22 protein-coding genes are annotated in these 17,526 nt (G+C 52.5%); 14 read left to right on the top strand and 8 right to left on the bottom strand.

Annotated elements, in window-relative coordinates; translation table 11 throughout:
* The first annotated feature begins 7 nt into the window (after window positions 1-7).
* The 10 genes from fliJ to rcsA all read left to right on the top strand — a co-directional run bounded on the left by fliJ (window position 8) and on the right by rcsA (window position 6,763).
* Window positions 8-451: a flagellar export protein FliJ gene (fliJ, locus tag AC6EMZ_RS08875; RefSeq protein WP_498402073.1), complete on the top strand. Its 444-nt coding sequence runs from the start codon at window positions 8-10 to the stop codon at window positions 449-451.
* Entirely contained in the window at window positions 448-1,665 is a 1,218-nt protein-coding gene (fliK, locus tag AC6EMZ_RS08870) for a flagellar hook length control protein FliK (protein ID WP_498402072.1), read from the top strand. The genes fliJ and fliK overlap by 4 nt, the downstream gene beginning before the upstream one ends.
* Window positions 1,666-1,770: 105 nt before the next feature.
* Window positions 1,771-2,238 (top strand): flagellar basal body-associated protein FliL, encoded by a 468-nt coding sequence (gene fliL, locus AC6EMZ_RS08865; RefSeq protein ID WP_498402071.1) that lies wholly within the window; start codon window positions 1,771-1,773, stop codon window positions 2,236-2,238.
* A 4-nt stretch (window positions 2,239-2,242) separates the two neighbouring features.
* On the top strand, window positions 2,243-3,247 hold the full coding sequence (gene fliM / locus AC6EMZ_RS08860) for a flagellar motor switch protein FliM (RefSeq protein WP_498402070.1): 1,005 nt from the start codon (window positions 2,243-2,245) through the stop codon (window positions 3,245-3,247).
* Window positions 3,244-3,657: a flagellar motor switch protein FliN gene (gene fliN / locus AC6EMZ_RS08855; protein WP_498402069.1), complete on the top strand. Its 414-nt coding sequence runs from the start codon at window positions 3,244-3,246 to the stop codon at window positions 3,655-3,657. The genes fliM and fliN overlap by 4 nt, the downstream gene beginning before the upstream one ends.
* A 2-nt stretch (window positions 3,658-3,659) precedes the next feature.
* Entirely contained in the window at window positions 3,660-4,034 is a 375-nt protein-coding gene (fliO, locus tag AC6EMZ_RS08850) for a flagellar biosynthetic protein FliO (protein ID WP_498402068.1), read from the top strand.
* Window positions 4,034-4,771: a flagellar type III secretion system pore protein FliP gene (gene fliP, locus AC6EMZ_RS08845; RefSeq protein ID WP_498402067.1), complete on the top strand. Its 738-nt coding sequence runs from the start codon at window positions 4,034-4,036 to the stop codon at window positions 4,769-4,771. Before fliO ends, fliP begins: the two co-directional genes overlap by 1 nt.
* A 10-nt stretch (window positions 4,772-4,781) precedes the next feature.
* Complete coding sequence (gene fliQ / locus AC6EMZ_RS08840; RefSeq protein ID WP_032612271.1) at window positions 4,782-5,051, top strand: flagellar biosynthesis protein FliQ; 270 nt, start codon at window positions 4,782-4,784, stop codon at window positions 5,049-5,051.
* A gap of 7 nt (window positions 5,052-5,058) precedes the next feature.
* Entirely contained in the window at window positions 5,059-5,853 is a 795-nt protein-coding gene (fliR, locus tag AC6EMZ_RS08835) for a flagellar biosynthetic protein FliR (RefSeq protein ID WP_498402066.1), read from the top strand.
* 286 nt (window positions 5,854-6,139) lie between these two features.
* A complete protein-coding gene (gene rcsA / locus AC6EMZ_RS08830) occupies window positions 6,140-6,763 on the top strand; it encodes a transcriptional regulator RcsA (RefSeq protein WP_498402065.1) in 624 nt (207 codons plus the stop codon).
* 110 nt (window positions 6,764-6,873) lie between these two features.
* Here rcsA and dsrB read toward each other — a convergent pair whose 3' ends face one another.
* Window positions 6,874-7,062 carry a protein DsrB gene (gene dsrB / locus AC6EMZ_RS08825; RefSeq protein WP_498402064.1) on the bottom strand — a complete coding sequence of 63 codons (189 nt, stop codon included), beginning with the start codon at window positions 7,060-7,062 and terminating at the stop codon, window positions 6,874-6,876.
* Window positions 7,063-7,190: 128 nt separating this feature from the next.
* On the opposite strand from dsrB, the gene yodD reads away from it, so the two are divergent.
* Together yodD and AC6EMZ_RS08815 are read left to right on the top strand one after the other, a co-directional pair.
* The gene (gene yodD / locus AC6EMZ_RS08820; protein ID WP_498402063.1) at window positions 7,191-7,418 is read left to right on the top strand and encodes a YodD family peroxide/acid resistance protein; all 228 of its coding nucleotides are present in this window, start codon (window positions 7,191-7,193) and stop codon (window positions 7,416-7,418) included.
* A gap of 170 nt (window positions 7,419-7,588) precedes the next feature.
* A complete protein-coding gene (locus tag AC6EMZ_RS08815; protein WP_498402062.1) occupies window positions 7,589-8,416 on the top strand; it encodes a mannosyl-3-phosphoglycerate phosphatase-related protein in 828 nt (275 codons plus the stop codon).
* Here AC6EMZ_RS08815 and dgcQ read toward each other — a convergent pair.
* The 3 genes from dgcQ to AC6EMZ_RS08800 form a co-directional block, all read right to left on the bottom strand.
* Window positions 8,383-10,077: a cellulose biosynthesis regulator diguanylate cyclase DgcQ gene (gene dgcQ, locus AC6EMZ_RS08810; RefSeq protein WP_498402061.1), complete on the bottom strand. Its 1,695-nt coding sequence runs from the start codon at window positions 10,075-10,077 to the stop codon at window positions 8,383-8,385. The genes AC6EMZ_RS08815 and dgcQ overlap by 34 nt on opposite strands.
* A 128-nt stretch (window positions 10,078-10,205) precedes the next feature.
* Window positions 10,206-10,388 carry a YodC family protein gene (locus AC6EMZ_RS08805; RefSeq protein ID WP_498402060.1) on the bottom strand — a complete coding sequence of 61 codons (183 nt, stop codon included), beginning with the start codon at window positions 10,386-10,388 and terminating at the stop codon, window positions 10,206-10,208.
* Window positions 10,389-10,466: 78 nt separating this feature from the next.
* Window positions 10,467-11,378, bottom strand: coding sequence for a DUF808 domain-containing protein (locus AC6EMZ_RS08800; protein ID WP_498402059.1), 912 nt, complete (start codon window positions 11,376-11,378; stop codon window positions 10,467-10,469).
* A 178-nt stretch (window positions 11,379-11,556) separates the two neighbouring features.
* Between AC6EMZ_RS08800 and yedA the strand changes: the two genes are divergently transcribed.
* Window positions 11,557-12,471, top strand: coding sequence for a drug/metabolite exporter YedA (gene yedA, locus AC6EMZ_RS08795; RefSeq protein WP_498402058.1), 915 nt, complete (start codon window positions 11,557-11,559; stop codon window positions 12,469-12,471).
* Here the strand turns inward: yedA and AC6EMZ_RS08790 are convergent.
* From AC6EMZ_RS08790 to AC6EMZ_RS08780, 3 genes are read right to left on the bottom strand one after another with little or no spacing between them, the layout of a single operon-like run.
* Window positions 12,443-12,934 carry a very short patch repair endonuclease gene (locus AC6EMZ_RS08790; protein ID WP_498402057.1) on the bottom strand — a complete coding sequence of 164 codons (492 nt, stop codon included), beginning with the start codon at window positions 12,932-12,934 and terminating at the stop codon, window positions 12,443-12,445. The two genes, yedA and AC6EMZ_RS08790, sit on opposite strands and share 29 nt — an antisense overlap.
* Window positions 12,915-14,348: a DNA cytosine methyltransferase gene (locus tag AC6EMZ_RS08785; RefSeq protein WP_498402056.1), complete on the bottom strand. Its 1,434-nt coding sequence runs from the start codon at window positions 14,346-14,348 to the stop codon at window positions 12,915-12,917. Before AC6EMZ_RS08785 ends, AC6EMZ_RS08790 begins: the two co-directional genes overlap by 20 nt.
* A 49-nt stretch (window positions 14,349-14,397) precedes the next feature.
* The gene (locus AC6EMZ_RS08780; RefSeq protein WP_498402055.1) at window positions 14,398-15,093 is read right to left on the bottom strand and encodes a phosphohydrolase; all 696 of its coding nucleotides are present in this window, start codon (window positions 15,091-15,093) and stop codon (window positions 14,398-14,400) included.
* Between the two features lie 357 nt (window positions 15,094-15,450).
* Here AC6EMZ_RS08780 and AC6EMZ_RS08775 point away from each other — a divergent pair, with 357 nt between their 5' ends.
* Entirely contained in the window at window positions 15,451-16,533 is a 1,083-nt protein-coding gene (locus AC6EMZ_RS08775; protein ID WP_498402054.1) for a porin, read from the top strand.
* A 57-nt stretch (window positions 16,534-16,590) separates the two neighbouring features.
* Here AC6EMZ_RS08775 and AC6EMZ_RS08770 read toward each other — a convergent pair whose 3' ends face one another.
* Window positions 16,591-17,454, bottom strand: a complete 864-nt coding sequence (locus AC6EMZ_RS08770) for an N-acetylmuramic acid 6-phosphate etherase (RefSeq protein ID WP_498402053.1) — start codon at window positions 17,452-17,454, stop codon at window positions 16,591-16,593.
* Between the last annotated feature and the right edge of the window lie 72 nt (window positions 17,455-17,526).

Here is a 17,526-nt window from a genome sequence, read left to right as displayed (position 1 = left end):
GAAGATCATGGCGCAAAACAGCGCATTAACGACGCTGAAAGATCTGGCTGAAAAAGAAGTCGACGATGCCGCATTGCAGCTTGGCGCGATGCGACGGGGATACCAGCAGGCTGAAGAACAGTTGACGATGTTGATCGACTATCAGCATGAATATCGCACCAACCTCAATACCGATATGACACAGGGCATTGGCAGCCAACGCTGGATAAACTATCAACAGTTCATTCAGACGCTGGAAAAAGCGATAGACCAGCATCGCCACCAGCTTACCCAGTGGGACCAGAAAGTTGATAAGGCGCTCAATTTCTGGCGAGAAAAGAAGCAGCGATTGCAGGCCTGGACAACATTACAGGACCGGCAAACCGCCGCCACGTTGCTTGCCGAAAACCGTCTTGACCAGAAGAAAATGGATGAGTTTGCCCAGCGCGCATCAATGAGGAAACCTGAATGATCACACTGCAACAACTGCTGATGACCGACAGTGACCTGTCCGGCAGTACGCTTTCCGGTAAAGGCGCTGACGGCGCGCAAGATTTTCTCTCGCTGCTGGCGGGTGCATTGACCGATACCGCAGGTAAAGGAAAAGAGGCTCCCCTGACGCTGGCCGACCTTAAGGCCGCCAGCGGTAAGCTGTCCAAAGCCGCGCTGCAACAGGATGGCAAGAGCGCTATTCCGGCCAAACTGGCCGATTTGCTGGCACGTCAGGATGCCCTTGCCACTGAAGATACCGTAAAAGCCACGACGACTATCCAAAGCCTGGTCTCCGGATTAATGCCCGCGACCCACAGCGATGCGCTGAAAACGTTAACCGCTGCGGTGCAAAAAGATGACGGCCAAACCGAGCTAAACGAAGAGGAGCTGGCAGGACTTAGCGCCCTGATGGCGATGTTACCGCATCAGCAAACTACCGCGACGGTGACGGCTCAGCCGGTTAGCACCGATGCGGTCACCGCGAAAACGTCGCTGCCGCAGGCCAGCACCGGCCGTCCGTCAGTGCTTCACAACGACATCGCCGACCAGAGCAAAACTCAGCCCGACACGCAGGATACAGACGTAAACCTGTCGACTAGCGCGCAGCTCACGCCAGCCGCCGCTGCGGCCGCCGCAAAACAGGAAGCCTCCAGCACGTCGTCTTCTGCCACGCCAACCGCCACGCTGGCCCCGGTGATGTCCAGCCACGCTACCGCGCAGCCTGCCGCTGCCACCGTGGCGACAGCACCGGTTATCAGCCAGCCTTTGGGTACGCATGAATGGCAGCAGGCCATTAGCCAGCACGTGACGTTATTCACCAAACAGGGGCAGCAAAGCGCCGAATTGCGCCTGCATCCAGAAGATCTGGGCCAGGTGCAAATTTCGCTTAAACTGGATGATAACCAGGCACAGTTGCAGATGATTTCCGGGCATAGCCACGTGCGTGCAGCGCTCGAAGCTGCCCTGCCGATGTTACGCACCCAGCTTGCGGAAAACGGTATTCAGCTTTCCCAAAGCAGCATCAGCAGCGAAAGCTCTGCAGGCCAGCAGCAGTCGTCATCTCAGCAGCAACAACACGCCTCGCGTTCAGGTCAGCAGGGCGGATTTAATGACGAAAGTGATGAATTACTGGTCACGCCTGCCGCACTGCAGTCCGCTGCTCGTGGAAACGGCGCGGTAGACATCTTTGCCTAAACGCCAGAGGTAGCGTGATTATCCTCGTCTTTTCCACGCTTTGACCAAAGCAGGACACGGGATAATCACCTCATTAGCTGTACCGAAACAGGAAGCTCGTATCAGATGACTGACTCCGCTATCAACAAAAAAAGCAAGCGCTCCATCTGGATCCCGCTGCTGGTGTTGATCACGCTTGCCGCGTGCGCCACCGCAGGCTTTAGCTACTGGCGTATGCAGCAAGCCCCGTCCGCTGCCGCCAAAGCGGAACTCCCCCCGCCACCGGCCCCGGTATTTTTCGCCCTGGATACGTTCACCGTTAACCTGGGCGATGCCGATCGCGTGCTCTATATTGGTATTACGCTGCGTCTTAAAGACGAAGCAACCCGCACTCGCCTGAGCGAATATCTGCCAGAAGTGCGTAGCCGTCTGTTGCTGCTTTTTTCGCGCCAGGAGGCTTCCGGGCTCGCTACTGATGACGGTAAACAAAAGCTGGTCGATGCTATCAAGCAATCGCTGGCGGCACCGCTGGTAGCCGGTCAACCTAAGCAGGAAGTCACTGACGTTCTGTATACAGCTTTCATCCTGCGGTAGAGACATGGGCGATAGTATTCTTTCTCAAGCGGAAATCGATGCGCTGCTTAATGGCGACAGCGACCAGAGCGATGATCCAAAACCGGGTTCAGGCGGCGAAAGCAACATTCGTCCCTACGATCCCAATACCCAGCGTCGCGTGGTGCGCGAGCGTCTTCAGGCGCTGGAGATCATCAACGAACGTTTTGCACGTCAGTTCCGTATGGGACTGTTTAACCTGCTGCGCCGTAGCCCGGATATTACCGTCGGTGCGATTCGCATCCAGCCTTACCACGAGTTTGCCCGCAACCTGCCGGTGCCAACCAACCTTAACCTTATCCATCTGAAGCCGCTGCGCGGAACCGGGCTGTTCGTGTTTTCACCGAGCCTGGTATTTATCGCAGTGGATAACCTTTTCGGTGGCGACGGTCGTTTCCCGACGAAGGTAGAAGGACGCGAATTTACCCATACCGAACAGCGCGTAATCAACCGCATGCTGAAGCTGGCGCTGGAATCTTACAGCGACGCGTGGAAAGCGATTCATCCGCTGGATGTGGAGTATGTGCGTTCTGAGATGCAGGTGAAATTCACCAACATCACTACCTCGCCAAACGACATCGTGGTGAACACCCCCTTCCATGTGGAAATCGGTAACCTGACCGGCGAATTCAATATTTGTCTGCCGTTCAGCATGATCGAACCGCTACGCGAGGTTCTGGTTAATCCGCCGCTGGAAAACTCCCGCAACGAAGACCAAAACTGGCGCGAAAACTTGGTACGCCAGGTACAGCATTCACAGCTGGAACTGATCGCCAGTTTTGCCGAAGTCCCCCTGCGGTTATCCCAGATACTCAAATTAAAACCCGGTGATGTGCTGCCGATAGATAAACCCGACCGCATTATTGCCCATGTGGATAGCGTGCCGGTATTGACCAGCCAGTACGGCACGGTAAACGGTCAGTACGCGTTACGCGTTGAGCACTTGATCAATCCGATACTGAATTCGCTGAATGAGGAACAGCCCAAATGAGTGATATGAACAATCCGTCCGATGAAAACAGCGGAGCACTGGACGATCTGTGGGCTGATGCGTTAAACGAGCAAAAAGCACCTGCCAGCAAAACCGCGGCGGACGCGGTATTCCAGCAACTTGGCGGTGGTGACGTGAGCGGCACGCTGCAGGATATCGACTTGATTATGGATATCCCGGTCAAACTGACGGTTGAACTGGGCCGTACACGTATGACCATTAAAGAGCTGCTGCGTCTGACCCAGGGTTCCGTCGTTGCGCTGGATGGCCTGGCGGGTGAACCGCTGGACATTCTGATCAACGGCTACCTGATTGCACAGGGTGAAGTGGTGGTGGTTGCCGATAAATACGGCGTACGTATTACCGACATTATCACCCCGTCAGAACGTATGCGTCGTCTGAGCCGTTAAGCATGAAAACCCAGGCAACGGTATCACAACCCTCTGCGGTTCCCGGCTCGCCACTGCTACAGGTCAGCGGCGCGCTGTTGGGTATTATTGCCTTTATTCTTATCGCTGCGTGGCTGGCAAAGCGCTTTGGCGTGGCCGGCAAAACCGCGACAACGCGCGGGTTAAAGGTGAGCGCAAGCACTTCGCTCGGTCCACGCGAACGCGTCGTGATTGTAGATGTGGAAGATGCCCGGCTGGTGCTGGGCGTAACGGCATCGCAGATCACTGTATTACATAAGCTGCCTCCCGCGCCTGCTCTGGGCGAAGTGAGTGCAGAGAATCCAGCGGATTTTCAGTCCGTGTTAAAGAGTTTGCTTAAGCGTTCCGGGAGATCGTAATGCGCCGTTTGTTAACCCTGACGCTCGCGGGTGTCGGCCTGTTTGCTCCCGCCGTTTATGCCCAGTTGCCCGGTCTGATTTCAACGCCAATGGCCGGAGGCGGACAAAGCTGGTCGCTGCCGGTTCAGACGCTGGTATTTATCACCTCGCTGACCTTTATCCCGGCGATCCTGCTGATGATGACCAGCTTCACCCGCATCATCATCGTCTTCGGTTTATTGCGAAACGCGCTGGGCACACCGTCCGCACCGCCAAACCAGGTATTGCTGGGTCTGGCTCTGTTTCTGACCTTTTTTATTATGTCGCCGGTTATCGATAAGATTTATGCCGACGCCTATCAGCCGTTTAGCGAAGATAAAATCTCTATGCAGGAAGCGCTGGAAAAAGGCGCTCAGCCATTACGTGAGTTTATGCTACGCCAGACGCGCGAAGCCGACCTTGCGCTGTTTGCTCGTCTGGCAAACGAAGGGCCCATTCAGGGACCCGAAGCGGTACCGATGCGCATCCTGTTGCCCGCCTATGTTACCAGCGAGTTGAAAACCGCATTCCAGATTGGCTTCACCATTTTCATCCCGTTCCTGATAATCGACCTGGTGATCGCCAGCGTCCTGATGGCGCTGGGTATGATGATGGTGCCACCGGCAACCATTGCCCTGCCCTTTAAGATCATGCTCTTCGTACTGGTTGACGGCTGGCAATTGCTCGTCGGTTCGCTGGCGCAAAGTTTCTACAGTTGAGGCGCGCGAAATGACTCCTGAATCGGTCATGATGATGGGCACGGAAGCGATGAAAGTCGCCATCTCCGTTGCCGCTCCTCTGCTGTTGGTTGCGCTGGTTACCGGTCTGATTATCAGTATTTTGCAGGCTGCAACGCAGATCAACGAAATGACGCTCTCGTTTATTCCGAAAATCATTGCCGTCTTCGTGGCCATTATTATCGCCGGACCGTGGATGCTAAACCTGCTGCTGGATTACATGCGTAATCTGTTTACCAATCTGCCGTACATCATCGGCTGACTCAGAGATGCTGCATTTCACCAGCGATCAATGGATGCACTGGCTCGGGCTCTATTTTTGGCCTTTGCTGCGCGTCATGGCGCTTATCATGACCGCCCCCATTCTGAGCGAAAAGTCGATCCCCAAACGCGTCAAAGTGGGGCTCGGCATGCTCATTACCTTTGTTATCGCCCCCTCATTACCGCCGGTTAACGTCGCTATCTTTTCCGCGCAGGCGGTATGGCTGGCACTCCAGCAGGTGCTCATTGGCGTGGCTATCGGGTTCACCATGCAGTTGGCTTTTGCCGCGATACGTACCGCAGGTGAGCTTATTGGCTTACAGATGGGTCTGTCGTTTGCTACCTTCGTCGATCCCGCAAGCCACCTCAACATGCCGGTTCTGGCACGATTGATCGATATGCTGGCGATGCTGCTGTTCTTAACCTTAAACGGCCACTTGTGGCTGATCTCCATGCTGGTGGACACGTTCCACACGCTGCCGATTGGCGATAATCCGGTGAACAGCAACGCCTTCCTGGCATTGACGCGGGCCGCCGGGCTGATTTTCCTCAACGGGCTAATGCTGGCACTGCCGATCATCACGCTGCTGCTGACGGTGAACCTTGCATTAGGTTTGCTAAACCGTATGGCGCCGCAGCTTTCAGTATTTGTCATCGGCTTCCCGGTGACGCTTACCGTCGGGATGATATTGATGGGGCTGTTAATGCCGCTCATCGCTCCGTTCTGTGAACATTTATTCGGTGAAATATTCAATCTGTTAGCCAATATTGTGAGTGAACTACCCCGAAATATTAACCCCTGATGTTTATATTGTCTCTCTGAGGATATTCCTAAAATAAAACATTAAAAACATCTACCAGGATATATCTGATGCGGTTTATTTGTTTTTACACCCTTCACAATACTTAATATTTACTTTACTTTAAGAAGATTCCTGGCAAATTATACGTAACTTTACGGGATAGTGAGTTCGCCTGAAAGTCTATGTATTGCTCACAGGTTAATACCTTTTTATCCATCCCGTATGGCTGTTTATGAGCTCTCAGGCAGGTGGTGAATTATCGTTACGCATTGAGTGAGGGTATGCCATGTCAACGATCATTATGGATTTATGCAGTTACACCCGGCTAGGGCTAACCGGGTATCTTGCAAGCAGAGGGGTTAGAAAACGAGACATCAACGATGTTCATAACGTTGAAGAACTTGCAGCCGCTTGTGAACTTCACAAGCCCGGCGTGGTGTTTATTAATGAGGACTGTTTCATTCACGATCCAGCCAACAGTCAGCACATTAAGCAAATCATTAATCAGCATCCTACAACCCTGTTTATTGTTTTTATGGCCATTGCAAATATCCATTTCGACGAATATTTGTTGGTGCGTAAAAACTTATTGATCAGTTCTAAATCGATTAAGCCCGAGTCACTGGATGACATTTTGGGCGATTATTTGAATAAAGAAGTGAAGAGTGTAGGAGAGTTTAACTTACCCACGTTATCATTAAGCCGCACTGAATCAAGTATGTTGAGAATGTGGATGGCAGGGCAAGGGACAATTCAGATTTCCGACCAAATGAACATCAAAGCAAAAACCGTTTCGTCACATAAGGGAAATATTAAAAGGAAAATTAAAACGCATAATAAACAAGTTATTTATCATGTTGTTCGTCTGACGGATAATGTGACGAATGGCATTTTCGTGAACATGCGCTAACCACTTTTGATATCTTCTGCACAACATCAATCTCTGGCCTCGCCAGAGATTTTTCCATTAACGCGCGCCAAAAAGTGGGTCGGGTAATCCAGTCGTCACCCGACGCTCGTCTACTCAGCCAGTTCCACAAACACGCCGTCAGAATGACCAAGCTCGTTAAAGAACCAGATCCCGAGCGGGTAATCTTCCAGCGACACCAGGTACATCACGCCTTCACTGAATTGTTCTACTGCCAGTACCACGCCAGGGCGACGCGGCCCGCCGTCTGTCTTTACGGTAACCCGATCGTTGACCTTCATAAAATCCTCCTGTGGTTTTGAGCCAGTGTAGAACAATTCGCAACAACTGGCAGCGCCTGCGCGTGCAATTGCCGCTTTTCCAGGCAGTCTATACTTAACGTTGGATACGGCTAAAAGAGGTATGCGTAATGAAGACGTCAAAAGAGTACAGCGAGACGGCCAAGCGGGAAGTGAGCGTCGATGTCGATGCCCTGCTCGCCGCGATTAACGAAATCAGTGAAAGCGAGGTCCGTCGTACGGCGGACGATCCCAATCGCGTCATCGTAAATGGACGGGACTATCACACTTACACTGAGCTTGCCGAGGCCTTTGAACTCGACATCCACGATTTCAGCGTGACGGAAGTGAATCGCTAAGGCGAAAAAAATCCCGGTCATGGGGTGACCGGGATCAAACTTGCATAAGCAAGAAGCACTTACAAATTCGTTACACCAGGAAATCTGATGTCGGATAAACCTTATCCGCAATTTTTTTGTATGACAAGGATATATTCATTTACACCACATATACGTCATCAGGAGTTGCTATGTCCTTACTCAAGGAGACGCTGTTGGTATTCACCGACCTTGACGGTACGCTGCTGGATATTCATACCTACGACTGGCAGCCCGCCGCGCTATGGCTGGAGAAATTGCAGGACCACCAGATTCCGGTGATTCTGTGCAGCAGCAAAACGGCCGCAGAAACGCTTGAAATTCAACAAGACCTGGGGCTGGAGGGATTACCTTTTATTGCCGAGAATGGGGCCGTCATTCAGTTAGACGTACGCTGGAACGATCATCCCGATGCCCCTCGTTTGATCAACGGTACACCGCACAGTGACATCAAAGAGGTTATCGATACGCTGCGTGAACGAGGAGGCTATAAATTCACCACCTTTGACGATGTCGATGAAAAGACGATCGGCGAATGGACCGGGCTCAACCGTGAACGTTCAACGTTGGCGCGTCTGCATGAGGCCTCGGTGACCCTTATCTGGCGCGACAGCGACGTGCGGATGACGCAGTTTGAAACCGAACTCACCCAGTTGGGATTTACGTTTGTTCAGGGTGCGCGGTTTTGGCACGTTCTGGATGCGCGCGGAGGTAAAGACCAGGCCGTGAATTGGCTTATTGATGAATACCGCAAGCGCGAGGGATTTGTCCCTACGACCATCGGACTTGGCGATGGGCCAAACGACGCCCCCCTGCTGGATAACGTCGATTACGCCGTGGTAGTAAAAGGTATCAACCGACTTGGGATTACGCTACAGGATGACATTCCAGAGCGGGTTTATCATACCCAGCAATCCGGACCCGATGGCTGGCGGGAAGGCTTAGATCATTTTTTATCCGGACCGCGGCACACCACTTGATTTCTCCCCTGCTGTTTAGCCAGATAGAGACGTGCATCGGCAATGGATTGCAACTGCTCGAAGTCAAAGGCTTCGTTCTCTTCCGTGCTGCTGACGCCCAGAGAAGCGCTTACGCACACCGTGGTACTCTTCTTCACCAGTATCTGCTTGCTGCTAATGCGCGCACGGATACGCTCCGCCACGGCCGCCGCCTGCTCTGCCGTTGCACCCGGCAGCACAACGCAAAATTCCTCGCCCCCTACACGTCCGGCGACATCGGTGCCGCGCATAGCGCTGGCAATCAACGAGGCGGCGTGGGCTAAGACTTTATCCCCAGCCTGATGACCGAAGCGATCGTTGACATCCTTGAAGTGATCGAGGTCTATCTGAATCACCGAGAACGGTACCTGCTGCTGACGGCACACTGCCGCCAGCGCGTTAGCCCGTTCAAAGAGCGCGCCGCGGTTATTGAGTCGGGTAAGCGGATCGTGCCACGCCTGCCACTGCAACGAATTTTGCATGGTGTACATGTTGCTCACCATTCGGCGAATCACCAGCCAGGAGATCAGCAGCATGGCGGTGAACAAGGCCCACAGCAGGGCAAGCGCAATACTAATACTACCGAAGTCACCCTGTACGCCTTCTTCAAGCGTATGAATTCGCAGAATGACGCCGCTGAAATGGTCGAGTCGATGCCAGCTCACAAAACGCGGCCCCAGACGAATACCGCCTGCGGTATCGGTGCTTATGGCCTGCGCGATTTGCGCCACTTCTCGCTCGTCGAACGTTCCAACTTCATTGACTGACGGGGCAGACGAAGCAATCAGGTTAAGTCGGCTGTCATACAGTTGATACTCGCCCTCGTTGCGTCCGTCGACCGCCTCTACCAACAGTTTTTTCATGGCCGGAATGGTGAAGTCCATCGCCAGGACGCCGTACCAGTAACGATCAAAATAGACAGGGACGCTGGCGGTAATAGCGTCTTCCCCCATATAACCCGATGAGGCTGGGGTGATAAACCACTGCACCCCGCGGGCGCGGTTTTCACGATCGGATTGCAGGGTAAACCAGGGGCGCGTCACCAGATGATAGTAACGTGACGCAATCTCCGCGTTTTGCGCGACGCCATCGCTGGCGAGATAAAAACCGGCACGCGAAACATATACGACTCGCTTTTCAGCCATATTCGGGCGCATCGCCAGCTTCAGCAGATAACCCACCTCAAGCGCCGCAGAAAGCTCGTTATCGATTTTGCTATCATCACGGGAAAGCAGCTCAGTTTTTTCAACGAAGGCGTCCGAGACACCTTTTAGAGGCAACGTGCGTTGTGTTTCGACGGCAAGCTGCCAGTAAGGTAAATAGCGAAGTTGACGAAAACGCTCGACCGCACCATGCAGCACTTCAAATGCCAGCGGCGTATGCAGCGCCGCGCCCATACTGTTACGGAAAAAAAGCAGTTTATCGACGCCGAACTGCAACTGTCTGTCTAATGCGCTCGAAACATTTTCCAGGTGATTCTGCTGACTGGAAATATAGGCATCTTCCAGCACCACCACTTCGCGCCAGGTCAGAATAGTCGAGAAGACAAGGACAACCAGAAAGCAGATGTTCACAATTTGTCCGGGGTGGCTACGCCACCGCCCCAGAAGATTTTTCTTTGCTACAAAGGTATCGCGCTGCACACACACTCCCTGCTCACAACTCTGCCCTATCCGCACAATACCAAAGCCTGGCGGGTTTTATGATTTAAACAAACACCGCTCGCGTTAACAGCCGACAAAAACGCCCGGACATGCCGGGCGTTGCGTGATTAAGCCGACTCTCGTCGCTGTTGGTCGTCACCGCGCAGGAGCTCATCTTCTCGAAAAGCTTCTCGCTTGATGCCGAAACCATCATACCATCGGCATTCCACCATGCCACTGGAATACCCCGTGACTATCATCGATGGACCACCGTTTTTCGGCTTAACTTCATCACTGACCACAAAGACCATATCCGCCTCCAGTATCAGGGTGAAACTGTTTCAATCTAGACGAGAAACGGCCTTTTTGCGTAATCCAGCGTATGGCATTTAGTGCGAAACACCGCGCATTTTTGCTACAAGCTTAACGCCCGCGATGACAATGGCACCGATGATAAAACCGATGACCAGGTTCAGGAGCATAGGCAGTATCGCCGCCACAATGGCACCCTGCGCTGTCGCGAAATGTTCAATCGCGTGATGCAGCGGCGCAATACCGTGGACCACAATCCCGCCGCCGACAAGGAACATCGCCAGCGTACCGATCACCGATAAACTTTTCATCAGCCACGGCGCAAGCACCAGCAGACCTTTACCGACGGCTTTCGCCACCCTGCTTGATTTATCAGCCAGCCAATAGCCCATATCGTCGAGTTTCACGATCACCCCGACCAGACCATACACCCCAACGGTGACGACAATAGCAATCCCGGACAGCACCAGCACCTGATTCAGGAGCGGTGCCTGTGAAACAATACCCAGCGTGATAGCAACGATTTCAGCCGAAAGTATAAAATCGGTGCGGATCGCGCCCTTCACTTTGTCGCGTTCAAAGGCTTTCGGATCCTGCGCGGCGAGGGCTTCCAGCCGCTGCTGACGCGCTTGCGGCGTTTCGTCATCCTTACGCGACGCAAATGAGTGCAGCACTTTCTCCACGCCTTCATAACAGAGGAACGCCCCGCCGATCATCAACAGCGGCGTGATAGCCCACGGAATAAAGGCGCTGATGAGCAACGCCAGCGGCACCAGAATCACTTTATTGAGAAACGACCCTTTCGCCACGCTCCATACCACCGGCAACTCCCGGTTGGCACGAACGCCGGTAACCTGCTGCGCGTTTAGCGATAAATCATCGCCCAGCACACCCGCCGTCTTCTTCGCGGCGATTTTACCCATGACCGAAATATCATCCAGCAAGGTGGCAATATCATCCAATAATGTTAATAAGCTACTTCCCGCCAAAATCTCTATCCTTCTTATTTTGATATCTAAGTGATTAGTATGGAGCAAAAATGAGAACCCTGAAACAGGCACCTCAAGTCAACAAATAATTCACATCATTGATACAACTAAAGCGCTCGCCAGAGCGATAGTTTTGACGTTTACTATGAGCGACCTTTTTAATACGCCGTGAGGGACTATGCGTTTCAGGCAACTATTACCACTTATTGGAGCGCTTTTTTCGCTCTATATCATCTGGGGTTCCACCTATTTTGTCATACGTATCGGCGTGGAAAGCTGGCCGCCGCTGATGATGGCGGGTGTGCGTTTTATGTCGGCCGGTGTTCTGTTGCTGGGGTTCTTACTGATCCGCGGCCATAAATTACCGCCGCTGCGACCGATGCTCAATGCGGCGCTGATCGGCCTGCTGCTCTTAGCGGTCGGGAACGGTTTTGTCACGATTGCTGAGCATCAGAATGTGCCTTCTGGCATCGCTGCGGTGGTGGTCGCTACCGTTCCGTTATTTACACTCTGCTTTAGCCGTCTTTTTGGGCTGCGTACCCGCAAGCTCGAATGGCTGGGTATTGGCATTGGTCTCGCGGGAATTATCATGCTCAACAGCGGCGGGAATCTGAGCGGGAATCCGTGGGGCGCATTGCTGATTCTGATTGGCTCAATGAGCTGGGCATTTGGTTCTGTACTGGGCTCACGCATTGAGTTGCCCACCGGGATGATGGCGGGTGCCATTGAAATGCTGGCTGCGGGGATTGTTCTTTTGCTCGCCTCAACCCTGACGGGCGAAAAAATGACGACGATGCCGGGCCTTTCAGGATTACTGGCCGTGGGTTATCTGGCGATATTCGGTTCGGTCATTGCGATCAACGCCTATATGTTCCTGATACGCAACGTTAGCCCTGCCGTCGCCACCAGCTATGCGTACGTCAATCCGGTGGTTGCCGTGCTGCTGGGTACCACGTTCGCGGGTGAAACGCTCTCTTCCATCGAATGGCTGGCGCTGGGGGTCATTATTATGGCGGTGGTGCTGGTGACGCTGGGTAAATATCTGTTACCGGCTAAACCGGTGATTACCCCGTGTGAAGTGGAAAAACCGTAAGCGAGTGAATACCTTTGACGTCGATCTGCGCGGACTGACCGCCGCCGCAGATCCACTCTTCCAGACGCTCCGTCAGCGCCGTATCATTGAGCTTCATCCTGCCTCGTAAGGCGCACTCCCAGACAATCAATACTCGCCATCCTTGCGCACATAACGCGCCGATATCCCGCCTGTCACGCGCCACGTTCTTGCCAATCTTATCAAGCCAAAAATCGGTCCGCGTGGCGGGGACTTTGAACAGATAGCAGTCGTGATGATGCCAGAAACAGCCGTGAGTGAAGATAATGCACCGGTAGTTTTCGACGACGAAATCTGGTCGTCCGGCAAGCGAGGCATCCTGCACGCGAAACTCAACGCCCGCCTGAGTTAATAAACTTGCCAGCCGTTTTTCAATGGCGGTATCACGCGTGCCGATGGCACGCATGTTTTTGCTGCGGGTAGCCTTATCGTGCACATCCGTCATTGACGGCCTCACTCTGGCGCTGCTTAACCGCCAGTTTAATGCGCGACTCCAGCAGCTTCGCGACGGCAGCAAAGGCAGGTACCACCACGGAATTGCCGAACTGACGGTACGCCTGAGTGTCCGAAACCGGTATGCGGAAGCCGTAACCCTGAGGCGATTCAAAGCCCATCAGGCGCGCGCACTCCCGAGGCGTCAGGCGTCGTGGACGATGGCGCTGGTTTTGCGGATCGTCAAAATTCACCTCGCCAAGGGCTTTATCCCAGCCGCGATCGATCAGGATTTCAGCACCATCTTTGTAATAACGCGCCGACAACGTTCGCGTCACGCTAAGCGGGTTGTCCGGATTCACCATGCCAAAGCCAAAACCGTTACCTTTAGCCTGATGCTTTTTGGCATAGCGATAGAGATATTTCCACAGCACCGGCGTGAGGATAAATTTTGCGTCGAAAGCAGGCTCCAGCAGATCGGCCACCGACGGGCGACGCGCAGGATAAAGCGACGGAATGTCACGCAGGGTAAAATCGCCCTTCAGGTTTAAATCCCGACGGAAGCCCACCAGCACGATGCGCTCACGGTGCTGAGGCAAGAAATGTTTACCATCGATAATTTTGGGATCGTCCGCCCCCATATTTTGGGCGTCTGCGACGTCGTAGCCTAATTCATCGAGGGTTTGCATAATAATGCGGAAGGTTTTTCCGCCGTCGTGGCTTTTTAAATTTTTGACGTTTTCCAGCACAAAGATTGGCGGACGCCGGGCATCAATAATGCGTACAACGTCAAAGAATAGCGTGCCTTGTGTATCGCAGGCGAAACCGTGAGCGCGCCCCAAGGCGTTCTTTTTCGAAACACCCGCCAGCGAAAATGGCTGACACGGGAAGCCTGCCAGCAAAACATCATGCTGCGGAATATGCTGTCGAATATGGTTCGCCGCTTCCTCGTCGCTGATACCGGCTTTATGGCTGAGCGTCACATCTCGAATATCTTCATTGAACTGATGCGTGTTGGAATCGCAGTACCAGTTCGCCTTGTAGGTCCGCACCGCGTGTTTATTCCACTCGCTGGTGAACACGCACTGACCACCAATCGCTTCGAAGCCGTTGCGGATCCCGCCGATACCGGCGAAGAGGTCGACAAACCGAAACGCATAATTTGGGTGGATGGCCGGGGGACGAGGCAGCAGATTATGCAGAAGATGATACTCGCCTTCACTTAGACGATGCCCTGCCCGCTCGCTGGTGACCAGACGCTTGAGGATGGCCGGACTCCAGTGGCTCTCGCCAAGGGTATTGAGCTGATTCACCAGCGTTTTTGCATCGTAAATGGTCAACAGCTTGCACAATAATTCCTGCACCGTTGCCGTTGATTTATCTGCCAGCAGAAGCGCGGGCTCAGTCACTGATAATTTTTCCTGCATACCTTCAACCGGTCAAAAAAGACTACAGACAGATTACCATAGTTCCGCCTTACAGACTCCGCTGGAATCGGCTCAGTACCTGCGTATCAAGGCCAAGACAGTCTCCTTGCAATTCTGCACCCAGTTTCGCCATAAACTGCACCAGGAAATCCGCGTTATGCCGCGCGAGCTCCCGACCCATGTCGGTCTGCATCGTTTCAGGCAAACGTAATAGCTTGGTCTGGAAATGGTCGAGCGCAAAAGCCCGGTCGTTTAATGTGCGCGTGGCGGCAAACGGGTCTTCTGCATCAAACAACGCTACGCCAAGCTGTCCAGATACCGCAAAAACGCGTGCTAACCCAATGGCACCCAGAGCTTCAAGCCTGTCGGCATCCTGAACGATTTTCGCCTCAAGCGTTTGCGGGGCCATTCCAGCGCTAAAGCTGTGGGCTTCAATCGCGTGCTGAACGCCGGCATAAAGTGATGATGGAAAGTCAGGAAACTGGTCGCTGAGGATGTGCCGGGTTTTGCTCGCCGCGAGTCGGGATGACTGGCCACGCTCAGGATGATTTTTCGCCAGACTGACGATATCATGGAAATAACATGCCGTAAGCACGATTAGCGGGTCGACCGACTGGCCTTCCATTATCTTCTGCGCCGTCATCCAGACACGACGAAAATGGGAAATATCATGGGCCGCATCCTCGGTGGAATGATGGTTACGCTGCCAGGTTTCAAAGCGTTGTTGCCACTGCTGAGTGTTCATACCGGTTCCTTTTAGTCGTTTTGCCCCCTGCGCTGTGAAATCAATCACATTTCAACGCAAAATGCGCTCTGCCGCGACCTCTGGTCCAGAATATCTTGCGGCAAATTGATCCTAAACAATAACGTTTTTTCATTTCTTATTATATCGCTGCCGAATTACATAAACGACAAATATAGTAGTAACCAACATTATTGATATGAAAAATAATGAGATCATTTGAAATATTTAGAAATAACTTACATCATTTTATTACATTTATTTTTGAAACTATTCCCTCGTTCTTAGAATAGTATCGCCAATGTAGTTACGGAGGTAATTACGTATATTCATACAAATTATAGATAAAGGGAATATATAATGAAAAGAAAAGTTTTGGCTATTTTAGTACCCGCTTTATTAATGGCTGGCGCAGCAAATGCGGCTGAGATTTATAACAAAGACGGTAATAAAGTCGATTTTTACGGAAAGATGGTTGGCGAACGCATCTGGAACAACACTGATAAAAGCAACAGTGAAAATGAAGACACCTCTTATGCCCGTTTCGGTGTTAAAGGCGAAACGCAGATCAGTTCTGAACTGACGGGATACGGTCAGTTTGAATACAACCTGGACGCCAGCCAGCCTGAAGGTAATGGCGTTACAAATGAAGACACCCGTCTGGCCTTCTCTGGTCTGAAACTTAACGATTACGGTTCATTTGATTATGGCCGTAACTATGGCGTTGCGTATGACGCTGCGGCGTACACCGATATGCTGGTTGAATGGGGCGGCGATTCCTGGGCCTCAACCGACAACTTTATGACCCAGCGTACCAACGGTGTCGCCACTTACCGCAACACTGATTTCTTCGGAGCAGTTGATGGCCTGAACTTTGCCGTTCAGTACCAGGGTAAAAATGACGATCGCGATGTATTTAAAGCGAACGGCGACGGTTACAGCATGTCTGTTAACTACAACATCGACGGTTTTGGCTTCGTCGCTGCGTACGGTAAATCAGATCGTACCGACGAGCAGACCGCAGACCAATACGGTGACAACGCTGAAGTCTGGTCACTGTCCGGCAAATATGATGCGAACAACGTTTACGCAGCAATCATGTACGGTGAAACCCGTAATATGACTAAAACTGGCGAAAACTTAGGTTTTGCTAACAAAACTCAGAACGTTGAAGCTGTTGTACAATATCAGTTTGATTTCGGTTTGCGTCCATCCCTGGGCTATGTCTATTCTAAAGGCTTAGATCTGGGTGCGCGTAATGGCGTCGAAGGCGTTGATGCAGATCGCGTTAACTATATTGAACTTGGTACCTGGTACTACTTCAACAAAAATATGAACGTGTATACCGCGTACAAATTTAACCTGCTGGATGACGAAGACGGTGCAATAACCGGAAACGCGACTGACGATCAGTTCGCAATGGGTATCGTTTACCAGTTCTAATCTCCAAAAATACCAAAGGCCGCATTGGCGGCCTTTTTTATTGCCAGCGCATTTACGTTACGGCGCTTCCTGCAACGCTACACGAATAAATCCGTTGTTCTGTTCCAGCAGATCACGTGCTTGCCACGCATCAAGGCTGGTCATCACCATCAGTACTGCCGTTTTAAGATGGTGATTGCAGTTTTCAAGCGCCGTTTTTGCGACCAAACGCGTACATCCTCCCGCTTCCATCACTATCGCAATCTGCCGTTCGGCCCACTTCGTCGTGCTGGCCTCTAGATCGACGCGCATATTACTGTAAACACGCCCGGTGCGAATCGCCAGCCCAGTGGCAATCATATTCAGGATCATTTTTTGGGCGATCCTGGCTTTTGCATTGGTAAACCCTGCCACCACATCCGGCCCGGTTTGGGGAGATATCACCATGCTCGCCAGTTGTGCTGCCTCGCTTTGTACATCATCGGTTATTACCGCAACCGGTGATCCCAGCGACCAGGCGTGACGCATGGCTCCCCAGACCCACGGCGTCTTACCGCTGATGGTCAGCGCCAGCATCATGTCGTGCTCGCCAAATTTCATCGCCTGCAGACAGGCCACGCCGCGCTCGTAACTCTCGATTTCCTCGCCAGCATCAATGCCAATGACCGGATGTTTTCCAGGTGCAAATTCACGCGCTGCCTGAGTAGCCGCGCAGCCTGACAGCCCAGCGCCAACGATCGCCAGACGTCCGCCATGGTTTAGCGTGGCAGCAGCGTTATCAATGACTCGGGCAATGGTGGGTAAAAATGGGGTAATCGCATCGGTAATCCGTTTATCATCCTTGTGAATAACATTTAGCATGTCCAGGGTAGACAACCTGTCGATATCCGCCGTATCAGCGTGACGTCTCTCCTTGACCAAACCGTTCAGCTTAATGCTCATAAACTGCCTCCTTTTTATGAATTACCACACACTATAAAGTGTTTTATATGGATGACTGCGAGGGGGCTCACG

It is taken from the genome of Enterobacter sp. SCRI0065, from assembly GCF_059766475.1.
This window is presented reverse-complemented; position numbering and strand designations above follow the sequence as displayed.